At 63.5% G+C, this 20,543-nt stretch carries 17 protein-coding genes; 16 read left to right on the forward strand and 1 reads right to left on the reverse strand.

The genetic code is table 11. The features are described 5' to 3' along the window. The 5 genes from glgP to APH42_RS19875 form a co-directional block, all read left to right on the forward strand. Positions 1-1,537: glycogen/starch/alpha-glucan family phosphorylase (glgP, locus tag APH42_RS19855; protein WP_156352839.1), on the forward strand; the 1,537-nt coding region annotated here is incomplete at its 5' end. Positions 1,538-1,793: 256 nt separating this feature from the next. Continuing rightward, entirely contained in the window at positions 1,794-2,804 is a 1,011-nt protein-coding gene (locus tag APH42_RS19860; protein WP_012274595.1) for a class 1 fructose-bisphosphatase, read from the forward strand. Between the two features lie 3 nt (positions 2,805-2,807). After that, positions 2,808-3,404 carry a DUF924 family protein gene (locus APH42_RS19865; RefSeq protein WP_012274594.1) on the forward strand — a complete coding sequence of 199 codons (597 nt, stop codon included), beginning with the start codon at positions 2,808-2,810 and terminating at the stop codon, positions 3,402-3,404. A 222-nt stretch (positions 3,405-3,626) separates the two neighbouring features. Further along, positions 3,627-3,881 (forward strand): outer membrane protein assembly factor BamE, encoded by a 255-nt coding sequence (bamE, locus tag APH42_RS19870; RefSeq protein WP_003249234.1) that lies wholly within the window; start codon positions 3,627-3,629, stop codon positions 3,879-3,881. Further along, positions 3,878-4,450 carry a lipocalin family protein gene (locus tag APH42_RS19875; RefSeq protein WP_012274593.1) on the forward strand — a complete coding sequence of 191 codons (573 nt, stop codon included), beginning with the start codon at positions 3,878-3,880 and terminating at the stop codon, positions 4,448-4,450. Before bamE ends, APH42_RS19875 begins: the two co-directional genes overlap by 4 nt. Before the next feature lie 31 nt (positions 4,451-4,481). Here APH42_RS19875 and APH42_RS19880 read toward each other — a convergent pair whose 3' ends face one another. Further along, a complete protein-coding gene (locus APH42_RS19880) occupies positions 4,482-5,846 on the reverse strand; it encodes a formimidoylglutamate deiminase (protein WP_012274592.1) in 1,365 nt (454 codons plus the stop codon). A 145-nt stretch (positions 5,847-5,991) separates the two neighbouring features. Between APH42_RS19880 and hutC the strand changes: the two genes are divergently transcribed. From hutC to mdoH, 11 genes are all read left to right on the forward strand, one after another. Next, complete coding sequence (hutC, locus tag APH42_RS19885) at positions 5,992-6,702, forward strand: histidine utilization repressor (protein WP_171577230.1); 711 nt, start codon at positions 5,992-5,994, stop codon at positions 6,700-6,702. After that, entirely contained in the window at positions 6,699-7,271 is a 573-nt protein-coding gene (locus APH42_RS19890; RefSeq protein WP_012274590.1) for a HutD family protein, read from the forward strand. Before hutC ends, APH42_RS19890 begins: the two co-directional genes overlap by 4 nt. 202 nt (positions 7,272-7,473) lie before the next feature. After that, a complete protein-coding gene (gene hutU / locus APH42_RS19895) occupies positions 7,474-9,147 on the forward strand; it encodes a urocanate hydratase (RefSeq protein ID WP_012274589.1) in 1,674 nt (557 codons plus the stop codon). Between the two features lie 107 nt (positions 9,148-9,254). Continuing rightward, positions 9,255-10,787, forward strand: a complete 1,533-nt coding sequence (gene hutH / locus APH42_RS19900; protein ID WP_012274588.1) for a histidine ammonia-lyase — start codon at positions 9,255-9,257, stop codon at positions 10,785-10,787. 158 nt (positions 10,788-10,945) lie between these two features. Then, entirely contained in the window at positions 10,946-12,349 is a 1,404-nt protein-coding gene (locus APH42_RS19905) for an amino acid permease (protein WP_012274587.1), read from the forward strand. Between the two features lie 15 nt (positions 12,350-12,364). Then, entirely contained in the window at positions 12,365-13,570 is a 1,206-nt protein-coding gene (gene hutI, locus APH42_RS19910; RefSeq protein ID WP_060494070.1) for an imidazolonepropionase, read from the forward strand. A 10-nt stretch (positions 13,571-13,580) separates the two neighbouring features. Next, on the forward strand, positions 13,581-14,384 hold the full coding sequence (gene hutG, locus APH42_RS19915; protein ID WP_012274585.1) for an N-formylglutamate deformylase: 804 nt from the start codon (positions 13,581-13,583) through the stop codon (positions 14,382-14,384). Positions 14,385-14,461: 77 nt separating this feature from the next. After that, on the forward strand, positions 14,462-15,433 hold the full coding sequence (gene pip / locus APH42_RS19920; protein ID WP_012274584.1) for a prolyl aminopeptidase: 972 nt from the start codon (positions 14,462-14,464) through the stop codon (positions 15,431-15,433). After that, positions 15,430-15,867, forward strand: coding sequence for a D-aminoacyl-tRNA deacylase (dtd, locus tag APH42_RS19925; RefSeq protein WP_012274583.1), 438 nt, complete (start codon positions 15,430-15,432; stop codon positions 15,865-15,867). Before pip ends, dtd begins: the two co-directional genes overlap by 4 nt. 263 nt (positions 15,868-16,130) lie before the next feature. Beyond that, positions 16,131-17,870 (forward strand): glucan biosynthesis protein G, encoded by a 1,740-nt coding sequence (locus APH42_RS19930; protein ID WP_209976282.1) that lies wholly within the window; start codon positions 16,131-16,133, stop codon positions 17,868-17,870. Then, a complete protein-coding gene (mdoH, locus tag APH42_RS19935) occupies positions 17,863-20,436 on the forward strand; it encodes a glucans biosynthesis glucosyltransferase MdoH (protein ID WP_012274581.1) in 2,574 nt (857 codons plus the stop codon). The genes APH42_RS19930 and mdoH overlap by 8 nt, the downstream gene beginning before the upstream one ends. Positions 20,437-20,543: the final 107 nt, after the last annotated feature.

The following is a 20,543-nucleotide window of genomic DNA, read 5'->3' on the forward strand; positions in this document are numbered from 1 at the left end:
GAACATGCACAAGGACCTGCTCAACCTGCCCGATGCGGCGGCCATCCAGCTCAACGACACCCACCCCTCGATTGCCGTGGCGGAGTTGATGCGGTTACTGGTGGATCAGCACGAAGTGCCTTGGGAAAAGGCCTGGGAGCTGACCGTCGGTACGCTCGCCTACACCAACCACACCCTGTTGCCCGAAGCCCTGGAAACCTGGCCGGTAGCGTTGATGGAGCGCATGCTGCCGCGGCACATGCAGATCATCTACCTGATCAATGCCTTCCATATCGATGCCTTGCGGGCCAAAGGCCTGCACGATTTCGACGTGCTGCGCGCGGTGTCGTTGATCGAAGAAGACAACGGCCGTCGGGTGCGCATGGGCAACCTGGCGTTTCTTGGCTCGCACAGCGTCAACGGCGTGTCGGCGCTGCACAGCAAGCTGATGAAGAGCACGGTGTTTTCCGAACTGCACAAGCTCTATCCGCAACGGATCAACAACAAGACCAATGGCATTACCTTCCGCCGCTGGTTGTACCAGTCCAACCCTCAGCTGACCGAGATGCTGGTCGAGGCGCTTGGCCCGGAACTCAAGGACGACCCGGAGGCGCTTCTGGCCGGCCTGGTGCCGTTCGCCGACAAAGCCGGTTTCCGCAAGCAGTTCGCGGCCCAGCGCCTGCACAGCAAACGCGCCCTGGCCAGCATCATCCAGGACCGCATTGGCGTTACGGTCAACCCCGAGGCGCTGTTTGACGTGCAGGTCAAACGCATTCACGAGTACAAGCGCCAGCTGCTGAACCTCCTGCACACCGTTGCGCTGTACCAGGCCATGCGCAATGACCCAGGCACCAATTGGGTGCCGCGGGTGAAGATCTTCGCTGGCAAGGCTGCGGCCAGTTACCACCAGGCCAAGCTGATCATAAAGCTGGCCAACGACATCGCCCGGGTGGTGAACAACGACCCGACCGTGCGCGGCTTGCTGAAGGTGGTGTTCCTGCCTAACTACAACGTCAGCCTGGCCGAAAGCATCATTCCGGCGGCGGACCTTTCCGAACAGATTTCCACCGCCGGTTACGAGGCCTCTGGCACCAGCAACATGAAGTTCGGCCTCAATGGCGCGCTGACCATCGGCACCTTGGATGGCGCCAACGTAGAGATGTGCGAGCAGGTAGGGGCCGACAATATGTTCATCTTCGGCCTGACCGCGCAGCAGGTCGAGGCACGCAAGCGGGCCGGTGATTTTGGTGCCAATGCCGCCATAGCCGCCTCCAGCCGCTTGAGCGATGTGTTGCAGGCCATTCGCAGCGGCGTGTTCTCGTCAGACGACCCGTCACGCTACACCGGGTTGATCGATGGCCTGGTGGCCTACGATCGTTTCCTCGTATGCGCCGATTTCGATGCCTACTGGGATGCCCAGCGACGGGTCGAAGACCTGTGGCACACGCCGCAGGAATGGTGGCGCATGGCGGTGCTGAACACCGCGCGGATGGGTTGGTTCTCGTCGGACCGGACCATTCGCGAATATGCCAACGAGATCTGGAAGGCTCTGGATTGATGTAAGCCTGTGCTGATCTCTTCGCGGGTAAACCCGCTCCCACAGGGAAATCTACAGCTGCAAGGCCTGTGTAGATCCTTGTGGGAGCGGGTTCACCCGCGAATGGCCCTCACTCCGACCACCGGCCTGGCGAAGGCTGAACTACCGACCTATTGTGCCGTCTGAGAGCCGTGGCGAGTCTCATCACTCGCTAGCCCGCCACTCTCCCTGTAAACTGCGGGGGTTTTTTATCTCCCCCATCCATTCGGAGCCATACATGTCCCGCGTTACCCTGAGTCGCTATCTGATTGAGCAGACCCGCAGCAACAATACCCCTGCCGATCTGCGCTTCCTGATCGAAGTGGTGGCGCGTGCGTGCAAGGAAATCAGCCATCACGTCTCCAAAGGCGCCCTTGGCGGCGTGCTGGGCAGCATGGGCACTGAAAACGTGCAGGGCGAAGTCCAGAAGAAACTGGACGTGATTTCCAACGACATCCTGCTGGAAGCCAACGAGTGGGGCGGCCACCTGGCCGGCATGGCGTCCGAAGAAATGGACAACGCCTACCAGATCCCGGGCAAGTACCCGAAAGGCGCCTACTTGCTGGTCTTCGACCCACTGGACGGCTCGTCGAACATCGACGTCAACGTATCGGTCGGCACCATCTTCTCGGTGCTGCGTTGCCCTAACCAGTACCTGAGCCAGAACGAAAGCCTCAACGAAGAAGCCTTCCTGCAGCCAGGCACCGAGCAGGTTGCCGCCGGCTATGCCATCTACGGCCCGCAGACCATGCTGATCCTGACCCTGGGCAACGGCGTCAAGGGCTTTACCCTGGACCGTGAGCTGGGCAGCTTCGTACTGACTCACGAAAACATCCAGGTGCCGGCCACCACCGCCGAGTTCGCTATCAACATGTCCAACCAGCGTCACTGGGAAGCCCCGGTACAACGCTACGTTGGCGAACTGCTGGCAGGTGAAACCGGCCCGCTGAAGAAGAACTACAACATGCGCTGGATTGCCTCGATGGTAGCCGACGTGCACCGCATCCTGACCCGTGGCGGCCTGTTCATGTACCCACGTGATGCCCGCGAGCCAAGCAAACCGGGCAAGCTGCGCCTGATGTACGAAGCCAACCCGATGTCGTTCATCATCGAACAGGCCGGCGGCGCTTCCACCAACGGTTACGATCGCATCCTCGACATCAAGCCAGAAAGCCTGCACCAGCGCGTGTCGGTGATCCTTGGCTCGAAGGAAGAGGTCGAGCGCGTCACCGCCTACCACAAGGAGTAAGTCATGCTCGCACCTTGGCAGCCGTTGCTGGAGTGGTGGTTCGGTTGGGGCACCAGTGCCCAGGCCGTGGCTGACGAGAAGAGCACGCTGTGGTTCGGCAAGCATCATGATGCCGACGCCCATGCGCTGTTTGGCGACCTGGTCGAGCAGGCCCTGGCGGGCGGGCTCGACGAGTGGCAGCAAAGCCCGCAGGGCTGGCTGGGCCTGCTGATCTTGCTGGACCAGCTGCCGCGCATGATTTACCGCGACACGCCGCGCGCCTTCGAGGGCGACCGGCGTGCCCAGGTGGTGGCCATGCAGGGGCTGCAGAAGGGCTGGGACTATCAACTGTTGCCCATCCAGCGGGTGTTCGTACTACTGGTGCTGGAGCATGCCGAGGTGCTGGACTGGCAGAACCTGTGTGTCGAGCGCTATCAGATGCTGCTGGATGAGCAGCCAGAGGCTACCCGCCGGCTGTTCGAAGGCTTCCTCGACTATGCCGAGCAGCACCAGCGAGTCATTGCCCGGTTCGGGCGTTTCCCGCACCGCAACCTGGTGCTGGAGCGACCGAGTACCAGCGAAGAGATGGACTTTTTGCTGGAGCCTGGTTCCAGGTTCTGATGCCCGAAGGGCCTGCTGCGCAGGCCATCGCGATGCAAGGCCGCCCTCAGGGCGGCCTTTTTATTGGGCGAACGACTATTTCTTTGTGATTAATCGCACAGTAATGGCCATCCGACCAATGGTGTAGGGGCAAAGGGGGTGGGGCAGGGAACCAGGGAGGGATTTTCCCGTCGAAGATCACTGCAGGCCACTCGCCTGTATCATCTTCCAGGAGTGTCCTTCATGTCGTTGCGTTCCCTCGCCCTGTTGTCGCTGTGCGTCGTTCTGACTGCCTGCAGCAAGATCAATCAGGAAAACTATTCCAAGATCAAGGCCGGTATGAACAAGGCCGAGGTCGAGCAGTTGCTCGGCACGCCGACCGAGTGTTCGGGCGCGCTGGGCATGAGCAGCTGCACTTGGGGGGACGAGAAGAGCTTCATCAGCGTGCAGTACGCGGCTGACAAGGTACTGATGTACTCCGGGCAGGGCCTCAAATGAGGCGCCTGTACCTGCTGATGGGGGTATGCCTGGCGTTGCTGCTGGGTGGTTGCGCAGGCTCCGTGCACGACCCGCTGGCGCCGAAAACCGCTGGCAATGTCGACCTCAAGCGCTACCAGGGCAAATGGTTCGAACTGGCGCGCCTGCCCATGCGCTACCAGACCGGCTGCGAGCAGTCCGAGGCACACTACAACCTCAAGCCGGACGGCACCTTTGGCGTGCTCAACCGCTGCCGTACCATGGGTGATGAATGGCTGCGCGCCGAAGGGCATGCCAGCATCCAGGAGCCGGGGCATACCGACAAGCTGTGGGTAGAGTTCGATAACTGGTTCACCAAGCTGGTGCCTGGCGTGGCGCGGGGCGAGTACTGGATTCTGTACGTGGATGATCGCTACCGCACGGCGGTGGTCGGCAGCCCGGACCGCAAGCACCTGTGGATTCTGTCGCGCACGCCGACGTTGCCGGCCTGGGAGCGCGAGAACCTGCTGTCCAAGGCGCGGCAGCAGGGGTATGACACCAGTCGGTTGATCTGGCGAGCGTCCGATCAGCAAATCGTGAAAATGCACTGATGTTTGGGGCTGCTTTGCAGCCCCAATACGCTCAACCCAAGAGCTGGCGCAGCACGCCGGCAAATGCCTGCGCGCTTTCCGCTTCCTGCGCATGCCGACCCTGGCGCACCACCCACTGTCCGTTCACCATCACGTCGCGTACCTGGCGATCCCCACCGGCGAACAGCCAGCGGTTGAGAATGGCGTCGCCATCCGCCATGGCGATGTAAGGGTCCTGCCCATCGAGCACCAGCCAGTCGGCGCGCTTGCCCACGGCCAGCTCCCCGACCGCCTGCCCCAGCGCCTGCGCGCCGCCTGCCAGTGCAGCGTCGTACAGCGTGCGCCCGACCATCGGCTGGTCGCCACGATACAGGCGATTGCGTCGCTGGTCCCGTAGCCGCTGGCCATACTCCAGCCAGCGCAGTTCTTCCACCACGCTCAGCGACACATGGCTGTCCGAACCAATGCCCATGCGCCCGCCCTGGGCCAGGAAGTCCACCGCCGGGAATATCCCGTCGCCCAGGTTGGCTTCGGTAGTCAGGCACAGCCCAGCCACCGCGCCACTGCGGGCCATGGCGGTGACCTCGTCCGGCTCGGCGTGGGTGGCGTGCACCAGGCACCAGCGCGGGTTCACGTCCACATGTTCGTACAGCCACTGCAATGGACGCAGGCCACTCCAGGCCAGGCAATCGTCCACCTCCTTCTGCTGCTCGGCGATGTGGATATGCACCGGGCATTGTGGGGCGCTGGCTGCCAGCACATCGGCGATTTGCCCAGGCGTTACCGCCCGCAGTGAATGGAAGCACAAGCCCAGTTGCTGCGCCGGTTGCGCGGCCAGCAGCGGGGCCAGTTGTGCCTGCAGCTTCAGGTACTGTTCGGTGGAGTTGATGAAGCGCCGCTGCCCGTCGTTCGGTGCTTGGCCGCCGAAGCCTGCGTGGCTGTACAGTACCGGCAGCAAGGTCAGGCCTATGCCGCTGTCGGCTGCGGCCGCGCTGATGCGGCAGGACAGTTCGGCCGGGTCCGCGTAGGGCTTGCCGGCCTGGTCATGGTGCACGTAGTGGAATTCCGCCACCGAGGTGTAGCCGGCCTTGAGCATTTCGATGTACAGCTGGCGGGCGATGATCTGCAACTGGTCCGGCGTGATCTGCCCGACCAGGCGGTACATCAGGTCGCGCCAGGTCCAGAAGCTGTCGTTGGGGTTGCCGGCCACTTCCGCCAGGCCCGCCATGGCGCGCTGGAAGGCATGCGAGTGAAGATTGGGCATGCCGGGCAGCAGCGGGCCGGCCAGGCGCTCGGCGCCTTCGGCCGAAGCGCCGGGCTCGATGCGGGCCACATGGCCATCGCTGGCGACCTCGATACGGACATGGCTGGCCCAGCCCGTGGGGAGCAGGGCGCGTTCGGCGAAGTAGGCGGACATCTGTGCAAATCCTGTTATTGTTGACTTGTATATACATATACAGCCGTTTGCCTGCCGGGTAAACTGCGGCAAGCTACCGCTCACTCCATATGCACAAGGATCCAACGCCGTGCCGACACCTCCTGTCTCCGCGCTGGTTGCCCAGATGGGCGAGGGCCCGGCGCCGTTGTACGCCCGGGTCAAACAGATGATCATCCAGCAGATCGACAACGGCAGCTGGCCACCCCATCACCGGGTCCCCTCGGAGAGTGAACTGGTCAGCGAGCTGGGCTTCAGCCGCATGACCATCAACCGTGCCCTGCGTGAACTCACCGCCGAAGGGCTGCTGGTGCGCATGCAAGGGGTCGGCACCTTCGTGGCCGAGCCCAAGGGCCGTTCGGCGCTGTTCGAAGTCAACAACATTGCCGACGAAATTGCCGCGCGCGGCCACCAGCATAGCTGCCAGGTGATCACCCTCAACGAGGAAGCCGCCGGCTCCGAGCGGGCCTTGGCCCTGGACATGCGCGAAGGCCAGCGCGTGTTCCACTCGCTGATCGTGCATTTCGAGAACGGCGTGCCGGTGCAGATCGAGGACCGCTACGTCAACGCGGCCATTGCCCCCGACTACCTCAAGCAGGACTTCACCCGGCAGACGCCTTACGCCTACCTGTCCCAGGTGGCGCCGCTGACCGAAGGTGAGCACGTGGTCGAGGCCATTCTGGCCGAGCCGGAAGAGTGCCGCCTGCTGCAGATCGAGCGGGGCGAGCCGTGCCTGCTGATTCGCCGCCGTACCTGGTCCGGCCGCCAGCCGGTGACCGCTGCACGGCTGATCCACCCCGGTTCCCGTCATCGCCTGGAAGGACGTTTCAGTAAATGAGCCAGCTGCAGTTGTTGCGTGCGCAGGATTACCCGCGCATGCCGTGGAAGAACGGTGGCGGTTTCACCGAAGAAATTACCCGCGACAGTGGCGAGGGCCTGGATGGCTTTGGCTGGCGCCTGTCGATTGCCGATATCGAAGAGTCGGGTGGTTTTTCCACCTTCGCCGGTTATCAGCGAATCATCACCGTGCTGCAGGGCGACGGCATGCGCTTGATGGTCGACGGCCAGGCCAGCCGGCCGTTGCTGCCGTTCGATGCCTTTGCCTTCAGCGGTGAAAGCCAGGTCAGTTGCAAGCTGCTGGGGGGGGCGATCCGCGATTTCAACCTGATCTATGCGCCGCAGCGGTATCGGGCGCGGTTGCAGTGGTTCGATGGCACCAGCCGGTTGTACAGCTCGGCGTCGACGGTGCTGTTGTTTGCGGCCGGTAGCCAGGTCGAGGTTGGCGTTGCCGGGCGTGAGACGCAGCGGTTGGGGTTGTATGACTGCCTGCGGCTGGAGGGCAACGACGAGTTGCTTGGGCTGGAGGTTCAGGGGCGGTTTTGCTTGATCGAGCTCATTTTGCGCTGATGGGCTTGGCAATGCATTTTCATTGCCTGTGAGATCGAGCGCCGCCCGCGCGGCGCTCGATCTATGCACCACCACAAAACCCAAGCCAGGAACGCACAGGTCCAATTATTTTGGTTGTCCATGCTTGTACATACAAGTAAAGGTGTGTTTGTATATTCACCACGACATACCCGCCCGCGGACGACCGCAGAGGACCTTTCCCGTGACCGACAACAACAAATACCGTGACGTTGAAATCCGTGCCCCACGTGGCAACAAGCTGACCGCCAAAAGCTGGCTGACCGAAGCGCCCCTGCGCATGCTGATGAACAACCTCGACCCGCAGGTCGCGGAAAACCCGAAAGAACTGGTGGTGTACGGCGGTATCGGCCGCGCCGCCCGTAACTGGGAATGCTACGACAAGATCGTCGAAACCCTGACCCGCCTGGAAGACGACGAAACCCTGCTGGTGCAGTCGGGCAAGCCGGTCGGCGTGTTCAAGACCCACAGCAACGCCCCGCGCGTGTTGATCGCCAACTCCAACCTGGTGCCACACTGGGCCAACTGGGAACATTTCAACGAACTGGACGCCAAGGGCCTGGCCATGTACGGCCAGATGACCGCTGGCAGCTGGATCTACATCGGCAGCCAAGGCATCGTTCAGGGCACCTATGAAACCTTCGTCGAAGCTGGTCGCCAGCACTACGGTGGCAGCCTGAAAGGCAAGTGGGTGCTCACCGCAGGCCTCGGCGGCATGGGTGGCGCGCAGCCACTGGCCGCTACCCTGGCCGGTGCCTGCTCGCTGAACATCGAGTGCCAGCAGAGCCGCATCGACTTCCGTCTGGAAACCCGCTACGTAGACGAGCAGGCCACTGACCTTGACGACGCCCTGGCGCGCATCGCCAAGTACACCGCCGAAGGCAAGGCCATTTCCATCGCCCTGCACGGCAACGCCGCCGAAATCCTGCCAGAGCTGGTCAAGCGTGGCGTGCGCCCGGACATGGTCACCGACCAGACCAGCGCCCACGACCCGCTGAACGGCTACCTGCCTGCCGGCTGGACCTGGGAACAGTACCGCGACCGTGCGCAGACCGAACCGGCTGCAGTGGTCAAGGCCGCCAAGCAGTCGATGGCCGTGCACGTACAGGCCATGCTGGACTTCCAGAAACAGGGCATCCCGACCTTCGACTACGGCAACAACATCCGTCAGATGGCCAAGGAAGAAGGCGTGGCCAATGCCTTCGACTTCCCAGGCTTCGTCCCTGCCTACATCCGCCCGCTGTTCTGCCGTGGTATCGGCCCGTTCCGCTGGGCGGCGCTGTCTGGCGAGGCAGAGGACATCTACAAGACCGACGCCAAGGTCAAGGAACTGATCCCCGACGACGCCCACCTGCACCGCTGGCTGGACATGGCCCGCGAGCGCATCAGCTTCCAGGGCCTGCCGGCGCGTATCTGCTGGGTTGGCCTGGGCCTTCGCGCCAAGCTGGGCCTGGCCTTCAACGAAATGGTCCGCAGCGGCGAGCTGTCGGCACCGGTGGTGATCGGCCGTGACCACCTGGACTCGGGTTCGGTATCCAGCCCCAACCGCGAAACCGAAGCCATGCGTGATGGTTCGGACGCCGTTTCCGATTGGCCACTGCTCAACGCCCTGCTGAACACTGCAGGCGGCGCCACCTGGGTGTCGCTGCACCACGGCGGTGGTGTGGGCATGGGCTTCTCGCAGCACTCGGGCATGGTCATCGTCTGTGACGGTACCGATGAAGCTGCCGAGCGTATCGCCCGCGTACTGACCAACGATCCAGGGACTGGCGTCATGCGCCACGCCGATGCCGGTTATGACATCGCCATCGACTGCGCCAAAGAGCAGGGCCTGGACCTGCCGATGATCACTGGCTGATCGCCACGCTTTGGATCGCACCCCGCAAGGGGTGATACTGAACAACAAGAAGGAGCGCGCAGGCACCCAACGACGGGCCTGCGGCTCCACGCGATTGGAGTAGCAAAGTGACCGAACTCACCCTCAAGCCTGGCACCCTGACCTTGGCCCAGCTGCGCGCGATCCACGCCGCGCCCGTGCGCCTGCAACTGGATGCCAGCGCCGCGCCGGCCATCGACGCCAGCGTTGCCTGCGTCGAGCAAATCATTGCCGAAGACCGCACCGCCTACGGCATCAACACCGGTTTCGGCCTGTTGGCCTCGACCCGCATTGCCAGCCACGACCTGGAAAACCTGCAGCGCTCGCTGGTGCTGTCCCACGCCGCCGGTATCGGCGCGCCGCTGGATGACGACCTGGTGCGGTTGATCATGGTGCTGAAAATCAACAGCCTCAGCCGTGGTTTTTCAGGCATTCGTCGCAAAGTCATCGACGCCCTGATTGCCCTGGTAAACGCCGAAGTCTATCCGCACATCCCGCTGAAAGGCTCCGTGGGTGCTTCCGGCGACTTGGCACCGCTGGCGCACATGTCGCTGGTGCTGCTGGGTGAAGGCAAAGCCCGCTACAAGGGCCAATGGCTGTCGGCTACCGAAGCCCTGGCGGTTGCCGGCCTCGAACCGCTGACCCTGGCTGCCAAAGAAGGCCTGGCCCTGCTCAACGGCACCCAGGCGTCCACCGCCTATGCCCTGCGTGGCCTGTTCCAGGCCGAAGACCTGTATGCCGCCGCCATCGCCTGCGGCGGCCTAAGCGTCGAAGCCGTATTGGGCTCGCGTTCGCCGTTCGATGCGCGTATCCACGAAGCGCGTGGCCAGCGCGGCCAGATCGACACCGCCGCCTGCTTCCGCGACCTGCTGGGCGATTCCAGCGAAGTGTCGCTGTCGCACAAGAACTGTGACAAGGTTCAGGACCCGTACTCGCTGCGCTGCCAGCCGCAGGTCATGGGCGCGTGCCTGACCCAGCTGCGCCAGGCCGCCGAGGTACTGGGCGTCGAAGCCAACGCTGTGTCGGACAACCCGCTGGTGTTCGCTGCCGAGGGTGACGTGATTTCCGGTGGTAACTTCCACGCAGAGCCCGTGGCCATGGCTGCCGACAACCTGGCCCTGGCCATTGCCGAAATCGGCTCGCTCAGCGAGCGCCGCATCTCGCTGATGATGGACAAGCACATGTCCCAGCTGCCGCCGTTCCTGGTGGAAAACGGTGGGGTGAACTCCGGCTTCATGATCGCCCAGGTGACCGCTGCCGCCCTGGCCAGCGAGAACAAGGCCCTGTCGCACCCGCACAGCGTCGACAGCCTGCCAACCTCGGCCAACCAGGAAGACCATGTGTCGATGGCCCCGGCTGCCGGCAAGCGCCTGTGGGAAATGGCCGAAAACACCCGTGGCGTACTGGCCATCGAATGGCTGGGCGCCTGCCAGGGTCTGGACCTGCGCAAGGGCCTGAAGACTTCGGCCAAGCTGGAGAAGGCACGCCAGGCGCTGCGCAGCGAAGTGGCGCACTACGACCGTGACCGTTTCTTCGCGCCAGACATCGAAAAGGCTGTGGAACTGTTGGCCAAGGGCAGCCTGACCGGTTTGTTGCCGGCGGGTGTGCTGCCAAGCCTGTAATGCCCCTGGGGCCGCATTGCGGCCCTTTGCGGGCGCGCCCGCTCTCATAGGTACGGCACAAAGCTGCGGTATTCCTGTGGGAGCGGGCGTGCCCGCGAATGGGCTACGCAGCAGCCCCTTCTGATCTCACGACCACAAAAACAATTTAAGGACGTGACATGCAACAAGCTCAAGGTCTCAAACGCGGGCTAAGTGCCCGCCACATCCGTTTCATGGCCCTCGGTTCCGCCATCGGCACCGGGCTGTTCTACGGTTCCGCCTCGGCCATCCAGATGGCCGGCCCGGCCGTGCTGCTGGCCTACCTGATCGGCGGCGCCGCCGTGTTCATGGTCATGCGCGCCCTCGGCGAAATGGCCGTGCACAACCCGGTGGCCGGTTCCTTCGGTCACTACGCCAGCACCTACCTCGGCCCCATGGCCGGCTTCATCCTCGGCTGGACCTACGCCTTCGAGATGGTCATCGTCGCCATCGCCGACGTCACCGCCTTCGGGATCTACATGGGCTTCTGGTTCCCGGAGGTCGCCCGCTGGATCTGGGTGCTGGGTATCGTCTTCATCATCGGCGGCCTCAACCTGTGCAACGTCAAGGTATTTGGCGAGATGGAGTTCTGGCTGTCGCTGCTCAAGGTCGGCGCCATCGTCGCGATGATCCTGGCCGGGCTCGGCATCATGGCCTTCGGTTTCAGCCAGGTGGGCACCGGGCATGCCGTGGGCATGAGCAACCTGTTCGACCACGGCGGCTTCATGCCTAACGGCATCGGCGGGCTGATTGCGTCGTTTGCCGTGGTGATGTTCGCTTTCGGCGGTATCGAGATCATCGGCGTCACCGCCGGTGAGGCCAAGGACCCGCAACGCGTCATCCCCAAAGCGATCAACGCGGTGCCCCTGCGCATCCTGCTGTTCTACGTGCTCACCCTGTTCGTGCTGATGTGCCTGTACCCCTGGCCGCAAATCGGCAGCCAGGGCAGCCCGTTCGTGCAGATCTTCAGCAACCTGGGGATAGGCTCGGCCGCCGCCGTGCTGAATGTCGTGGTGATTTCCGCCGCCATCTCGGCCATCAACAGCGACATCTTCGGCGCCGGCCGCATGATGTACGGCCTGGCCCATCAAGGCCATGCGCCACGCAGCTTCGGCAAGCTGTCGAAACATGGCGTGCCGTGGATGACCGTGGTGGTGATGGGCGCTGCATTGCTGATCGGCGTGCTGCTCAACTACCTGATCCCGGAAAACGTGTTCCTGCTGATTGCCTCGATCGCCACCTTCGCCACGGTGTGGGTGTGGCTGATGATCCTGCTTACCCAGGTGGCCATGCGCCGCAGCATGAGCCGTGAGGAAGTGGCCCAGCTCAAGTTCCCGGTACCGTTCTGGCCCTATGGCCCGGCCATGGCCATTGCGTTCATGGTGTTCATCTTTGGCGTGCTTGGCTACTTCCCGGACACCCAGGCGGCATTGATCGTCGGCGTGATCTGGGTGGTGTTCCTGGTGGCGTCCTACCTGCTGTGGTGCAAGCCGCGCGCAGGGCAGGGCCAGCCGGCAGTGGAACCGGCCGAGCTGCACCGCTAGTAAAGGAGATTGTGCATGAGAACCCTCTGGCAGCATTGCCATGTGGCAACCATGGCCGAAGGCCGATACTCGGCCATCGAAGACGCGGCCATCGTCACCAGCGCCGGGCTGATCGAATGGATCGGCCCACGCGCCGAGCTGGCACCGGTCGAGGCTGACCGCACGGTGGACCTGGGCGGCGCATGGGTCACCCCGGGGCTGATCGACTGCCACACCCACGCGGTGTTCGGTGGCAACCGCAGCGGTGAGTTCGAGCAGCGCCTGCAAGGCGTGAGCTATGCCGAAATCGCAGCGCAAGGCGGTGGTATCGCCAGCACCGTGCGGGCCACCCGCGCGGCCAGCGAAGACGAGCTGTTCGCCAGTGCTCGCCAGCGGGTCCAGGCGCTGATGCGCGATGGCGTGACCACGATCGAGATCAAGTCCGGCTACGGCCTGGACCTGGCCAACGAGCGCAAGATGCTGCGTGTGGCCCGGCGCTTGGCCGACGAGCTGCCGTTGGCGGTGCGTGCCACCTGCCTGGCGGCGCATGCCTTGCCGCCGGAGTACGCGGGCCGGGCCGACGATTACATCGCGCACATCTGTGACGAGATGCTGCCAGCCCTGGCCGCCGAAGGCCTGGTGGATGCGGTGGATGCCTTCTGCGAACACCTGGCGTTCTCCCCAGCCCAGGTCGAGCGGTTGTTCATCAAGGCGCGCGAGCTGGGCCTGCCGGTCAAACTGCACGCCGAACAGCTGTCGTCGTTGCATGGCTCCAGCCTGGCAGCACGCTACCAGGCACTGTCGGCCGACCACCTGGAGTTCATGACCGAGGAAGACGCCATTGCCATGGCAAAAGCCGGCACGGTCGCCGTGCTGCTGCCGGGCGCCTTCTACTTCCTGCGCGAAACCCAGTTGCCGCCCATGGACGCCTTGCGCCGCCACGGAGTGAAGATTGCCCTGGCCAGCGACCTCAACCCCGGCACTTCGCCAGGGCTGTCACTGCGCTTGATGCTGAACATGGGCTGTACCTGTTTCCGCATGACCCCGGAAGAAGCCTTGGCCGGCGTCACCGTGCATGCCGCCACTGCTTTGGGCCTGGGCGACAGCCACGGCTCGCTGGAGGTGGGCAAGGTGGCCGACTTCGTCGCCTGGCAAATCGAACGTCCCGCCGACCTGGCCTACTGGCTGGGTGGCGACCTGCCCAAGCGCGTGGTGCGCAAGGGCCACGAAATCTCCAACTGAGCGAGACATGATGGACAAGGCACTGAGTTTTCACCAAGGCCGCCTGCCGCTGCTGATCAGCATGCCGCACGCCGGCCTGCGCCTGAGCGACGCCGTGCGCGACGGCCTGGTCGACCAGGCGCGCAGCTTGCCGGACACCGACTGGCACATCCCGCGGCTGTATGACTTTGCCCGTGACCTGGGTGCCAGCGTGGTGGCCGCGGAGTATTCGCGTTTCGTCATCGACCTGAATCGCCCGGATGACGACAAACCGCTGTACGCCGGCGCCACCACGGGCCTGTACCCGGCCACGTTGTTCGAAGGCGAGCCGCTGTTCAAGGATGGGCTGGTGCCGTCCGGCGAAGAACGTAAACGTTACCTGGAGCAAATCTGGCGCCCTTATCACGACACCCTTCGTCACGAGCTGGACCGGCTGCGCGAGCAGTTTGGCTATGCGCTGCTGTGGGATGCCCATTCGATCCGTTCGCATATCCCGCACCTGTTCGACGGCAAGTTGCCGGACTTCAACCTGGGCACTTTCAACGGTGCCAGTTGCGACCCGGCACTGGCTGAGCGGCTGCAGGCCGTGTGCGCCGAGGCGCAAGGTTACAGCCATGTGCTTAATGGCCGGTTCAAGGGCGGGCACATCACCCGGCATTATGGCGACCCGGCCAACCATATCCATGCGGTGCAGTTGGAGCTGGCGCAAAGCACGTACATGGAGGAAACCGAGCCGTTTGCCTACCGGGAAGACTTGGCGCAACCGACGCAAGTGGTATTGAAGCAGCTTTTGCAAGCGCTGCTGGCTTGGGGGGAAGCGCGTTACCCGCGTTGAGTGGAAGAGGCGGTGCTCAAAGCGCAATTCAGGTTTATGATGGCCCACGGCCGAATAATCCTCACACGGAGTGCGCAATGCAGACCCTCTACCCGCAGATCAAACCCTACGCCCGGCACGATCTGGCCGTGGAAGCGCCGCATGTGCTGTATGTCGACGAGAGCGGCTCGCCAGAAGGTCTGCCGGTGGTGTTCATCCACGGTGGGCCGGGCGCCGGTTGCGACGCCCAGAGCCGTTGCTACTTCGACCCAACGCTGTACCGCATCATCACCTTCGACCAGCGCGGCTGTGGCCGCTCCACGCCCCATGCGAGCCTGGAGAACAACACCACCTGGCACCTGGTCGAGGACCTGGAGCGCATTCGTGAGCACCTGGGTATCGACAAGTGGGTGCTCTTCGGCGGCTCGTGGGGCTCGACCCTGGCCCTGGCGTACGCCCAGGCCCACCCCGAGCGTGTGCATGGCCTGATCCTGCGCGGCATCTTCCTGTGCCGGCCACAGGAGATCGAATGGTTCTACCAGGAAGGCGCCAGCCGTATGTTCCCGGACTACTGGCAGGACTACATCGCACCGATTCCGCCGGAAGAGCGTGGCGATCTGGTCAAGGCTTTCCACAAGCGCCTGACCGGCAACGACCAGATTGCCCAGATGCATGCGGCCAAGGCCTGGTCCACCTGGGAAGGCCGTACCGCCACCCTGCGTCCGAACCCGCTGGTCGTCGACCGGTTCTCCGAACCGCAGCGTGCGCTGTCGATCGCCCGTATCGAATGCCACTACTTCATGAACAATGCCTTCCTCGAGCCGGATCAGCTGATCCGCGACTTGCCGAAAATCGCCCATCTGCCGGCGGTGATCGTGCACGGCCGCTACGACGTGATCTGCCCGCTGGACAACGCCTGGGCCCTGCACCAGGCCTGGCCGAACAGCGAGTTGAAAGTGATTCGTGACGCCGGTCACGCGGCTTCGGAGCCTGGCATCACCGATGCCCTGGTACGTGCCGCCGACCAGATGGCCCGGCGCCTGCTCGACCTGCCCCTGGAAGAAGCATGAGGGGCCTGCTGCAGCGCGTGCGCGGTGCACGCGTCGAAGTAGCGGGGGAGGTGGTCGGCGCCATCGACCAGGGTCTGCTGGTACTGGTGGCGGTCGAGCCTGAAGATTCCCGTGAACAGGCCGATAAGCTGTTGCACAAGCTGCTGAACTACCGTGTGTTCAGCGACGAGCAAGGCAAGATGAACCTGTCGCTCAAGGATGTCGGGGGTGGCTTGTTGCTGGTGTCGCAGTTCACCTTGGCGGCCGACACCCGCAATGGCATGCGCCCAAGCTTCTCGACGGCAGCGCCACCGGCCCTCGGCGCCGAATTGTTCGACTATCTTTTGCAGCAGGCAAACGCTCAGCACGCCGACGTGGCCAGCGGCCGCTTCGGTGCGGATATGCAGGTGCACCTGGTCAATGATGGCCCCGTAACATTTATGTTACAAATGTGAGGTCAAAAAACCCTTTGTTTATAGGAAAACAAGGGGTTTTGTACGATAAATAGTTGTTCCAGCCTGATGCGTTGTCACGCGACCTGCTGGATAATCGCGCGCTGCATGGACCTGCGTTCGCAGGTTCGTTTCACTCTGACTCGAGCATTGTCTGGATCCGTTTGGGGAATCATTACGCCCTCACGGGGTCCGAACAGTGCTCGCCAACCCGGCATTTGTCGCTGGCCGTTGGTTTCATGATCTGTTTTCGGCGAGGGTTGCTCGTGATTGTTAGTCCCCAAAAAGCATCAAGAATCCCCGGCGTGCGTCTACGCAAGGCCCTGATGGCCAGTGTGGCACTGGTCGGCCTGATGAGCGCGGGCCAGCTGTGGGCATTCAATCTTGACGATGTTGCAGCCAAGGCAAAGGATCTGGCCGGCCAGAAGTACGACGCACCGAAAAGCAACCTGCCTGCGGTGTTCCGCGACATGAAGTTCGCGGACTACCAGAAAATCCATTTCCTGCAGGAAAAGGCCGAGTGGGCCAAGGACAAGACCCCGTTCAAACTGTCGTTCTATCACCAGGGCATGCACTTCGACACCCCGGTGAAAATCAACGAAGTCACCGCCTCCAAGGTCGAGGAAATCAAGTACGACCCGAGCCGCTTCGAGTTCGGTGACGTGCCGCACGACCCGGAAACCACCAAGAACCTTGGTTACGCCGGCTTCCGCGTGCTGTACCCGATCAACAAGGCCGACAAGCAGGACGAGATCATGACCCTGCTTGGCGCCAGCTATTTCCGCGTGGTCGGCAAGGGCCATGTGTACGGCCTGTCGGCCCGTGGCCTGGCCATCGACACTGCACTGCCATCGGGCGAAGAGTTCCCGCGCTTCACCGAGTTCTGGGTCGAGAAACCCAAACCGGCCGACAAGCACCTGGTGATCTACGCCTTGCTGGACTCGCCGCGCTCCACCGGTGCCTACAAGCTGACCCTGCGCCCAGGCAACGATACCGTGGTCGACGTGCAGTCCCGCGTGTTCCTGCGTGACCAGGTCAGCCGCCTGGGCATTGCCCCGCTGACCAGCATGTACCTGTTCGGCCCCAACCAGCCGTCCAAAGTGCTCAACTACCGCCCGGCCCTGCACGACTCCGAAGGCCTGTCGATTCACGCCGGCAATGGCGAGTGGCTGTGGCGCCCGCTGAACAACCCGAAACACCTCGCCGTGAGCAACTTCAGCGTCGAGAACCCGCGTGGTTTCGGCTTGATGCAGCGTCAGCGTGCCTTCAGCGACTTCGAAGACCTCGACGACAACTACCAGAAGCGCCCAAGCGCCTGGATCGAGCCAAAGGGTGACTGGGGCAAGGGCACCGTCGACCTGGTCGAAATCCCGACTGCCGACGAAACCAACGACAACATCGTAGCTTTCTGGAGCCCGGAGAAGCTGCCAGAGCCAGGCAAGCCGATCGAGTACGCCTACCGCCTGCACTGGACCATCGACGAGGCGAAATTCCAGGCGCCTGATCTGGGTTCGGTCAAGCAGACCCTGCGCTCCACCGGTGACGTCAAGCAGTCCAACCTGATCCGCCAGCCAGACGGCAGCGTGGCCTTCCTGGTCGATTTCACAGGCCCCGCCTTGGCCGCCTTGCCGGAAGATACCGCCGTGCGCAGCCAGATCAGCGTTGACGACAACGCCGAGGTGGTCGAAAACAATCTGCGCTATAACCCTGAGACCAAGGGCTGGCGCCTGACCCTGCGTCTGAAGGTCAAGGAAGCCAACAAGTCGACCGAAATGCGTGCCGCGCTGGTGCGTGATGTGCCGGTCGAGCCCGCCAAGCCTGCCCAGGACGCCAAGCAGGACAAGGCCGCAGCCAAACATGCCAAGGCCGAGAAAGCCGTGAAGGCCGAGCAACCTGCCAAGGCCGAACAACCTGCCGCCGATGCGGCGCCCACCAACGGGGCCCCGGCCACCACCGAGAAGGTGCTGACCGAGACCTGGAGCTATCAGTTGCCTGCCGATGAGTAACTCAAACGCAAGGCCAGTATCGCTTGGCGAGTACCTGGCTCACCTGCCACTGAGTGACGAGCAACGGGCGGAACTCGCCAGTTGCTCGTCGTTCAGTGAGCTGCACCAACGTCTGGCGGCCGACCCGGCCGCCGGCCCTGCCGAGGCCGTACAGGCCTCGGTCGGTCCACGTTTGACCGTGGGCAGTGCTGCCGAGCTGGAAGATGCCGAAATGCTCGGTGTCGATGGCAGCGGCCGCCTGTGCCTGAAGATCGCCCCGCCGATCAAGCGCACCAAGGTCGTGCCCGAGCCGTGGCGCACCAACGTGCTGATCCGCATGTGGCGGCGCATGACCGGCCGTCCCAACGCGCCGCAGCCACCCAAGCGCGAGCTGCCGCCGGCACGCTGGCGCACGGTCGGGTCGATCCGCCGTTACATCCTGCTGGCCCTGATGATCGGCCAGACCATCGTCGCCGGTTGGTACATGAAGGGCATCCTGCCGTACCAGGGCTGGTCGTTCGTCGACCTCGACGAAATCCTCAGCCAGTCGCTGTGGGACACCGTCGTGCAGGTGTGGCCGTATGCCTTGCAAACCTCCATCCTGATCCTCTTCGGCATCCTGTTCTGCTGGGTATCGGCGGGCTTCTGGACCGCACTGATGGGCTTCCTCGAGCTGCTCACCGGGCGCGACAAATACAAGATTTCGGGCAGTAGCGCCGGCAACGAGCCGATTGCACCCGAGGCGCGTACCGCGTTGGTGATGCCGATCTGCAACGAAGACGTGCCGCGCGTGTTCGCCGGCCTGCGCGCAACGTTCGAGTCGGTGGCCGCCAGCGGCAACCTCGACCGCTTCGACTTCTTCGTGCTCAGCGACACCAACGACACCGACATTGCCGTGGCCGAGCAACAGGCCTGGCTGGACGTGTGCCGCGAAACCAAAGGCTTTGGCCGCATCTTCTACCGCCGCCGTCGGCGCCGGGTGAAGCGCAAGAGCGGCAACCTCGACGACTTCTGCCGTCGCTGGGGTGGCGAGTACAAGTACATGGTCGTGCTCGACGCCGACAGCGTCATGAGCGGCGAGTGCCTGAGCAGCCTGGTGCGCCTGATGGAGGCCAACCCGGATGCTGGCATCATCCAGACCGGGCCTAAAGCCTCGGGCATGGACACCCTGTATGCACGCATGCAGCAGTTCGCCACCCGCGTGTACGGCCCGCTGTTCACCGCTGGCCTGCACTTCTGGCAGCTGGGCGAATCGCACTACTGGGGCCACAACGCGATCATCCGCATGAAGCCGTTCATCGAGCACTGCGCCCTGGCGCCGTTGCCGGGTAAGGGCGCGTTCGCCGGTGCCATCCTTTCCCACGACTTCGTCGAAGCCGCGCTGATGCGCCGCGCCGGCTGGGGCGTGTGGATCGCCTACGACCTGCCGGGCAGCTACGAAGAACTGCCGCCGAACCTGCTCGACGAGCTCAAGCGCGACCGCCGCTGGTGCCACGGCAACCTGATGAACTTCCGCCTGTTCCTGGTCAAGGGCATGCACCCGGTACACCGTGCGGTGTTCCTCACCGGGGTCATGTCGTACCTGTCGGCACCGTTGTGGTTCCTGTTCCTGGTGCTGTCGACTGCGCTGCTGGCGACCAACACGCTGATGGAGCCGCAGTATTTCATCGAGCCGTACCAGCTTTACCCGCTGTGGCCGCAGTGGCACCCGGAAAAGGCCGTGGCGCTATTCTCCACCACGATCGTGCTGCTGTTCCTGCCCAAGCTGCTCAGTGTCATCCTGATCTGGGCCAAGGGCGCCGTCGAGTTCGGCGGGCGGATCAAGGTTACCTTGTCGATGCTGATGGAGATGCTGTTCTCCATGCTGCTGGCACCGGTACGCATGATCTTCCACACCCGCTTCGTGCTGGCCGCGTTCCTCGGCTGGGCCGCGACCTGGAACTCGCCGCAGCGTGACGACGACTCCACGCCGTGGAGCGAAGCGGTGCGTCGCCACGGCCCACAAACCCTGCTGGGTATTGCCTGGGCCGCGCTGGTGGCGTGGTTGAACCCAAGCTTCCTGTGGTGGCTGGCGCCTATCGTCGGTTCGCTGGTGCTGTCGATCCCGGTGTCGGTAATTTCCAGCCGCACCCGCCTGGGCCTGGCGGCCAAGGACGAAAAGCTGTTCCTCATCCCCGAGGAATACGCCACCCCGCAAGAGCTGCTGGCTACCGACCAGTACACCCACGAAAACCGCTGGCATGCCCTGCATGATGGCTTCGTGCGGGCAGTGGTCGACCCGCGGCAGAACGCCCTGGCCTGCGCCATGGCCACTGCCCGTCACGGCCAGGCGGCGCCGATCGAAGCACTGCGTGCCGAGCGCGTGGCCAAGGCGATGGAGGTCGGGCCGAAAGGGCTGGACCTCAATACCCGTCTGGCTCTGCTCAGCGACCCGGTGGCGCTGACTCGCCTGCATGAGCAAGTGTGGGCCGAGCACAATGCGGCGTGGATCGATGTGTGGCGTGCTTCCATCAAAAACGACCCGCACTCGCCGCTGTTGCCGTTGCATCCGGAGAGTGAAGGCCAACCAGTACTCGCCGGCGCCTGATAGATCTTGGGGCCGCTTTGCGGCCCATTCGCGACACAAGGCCGCTCCTACAGGGATATACATTCCTCTGTAGGAGCGGAAGCCCTCGCCAGCAATGTCCCTGCATA

The organism is Pseudomonas sp. NBRC 111140, assembly GCF_001320885.1.
Classification (GTDB): Bacteria; Pseudomonadota; Gammaproteobacteria; order Pseudomonadales; family Pseudomonadaceae; genus Aquipseudomonas; species Aquipseudomonas putida_P.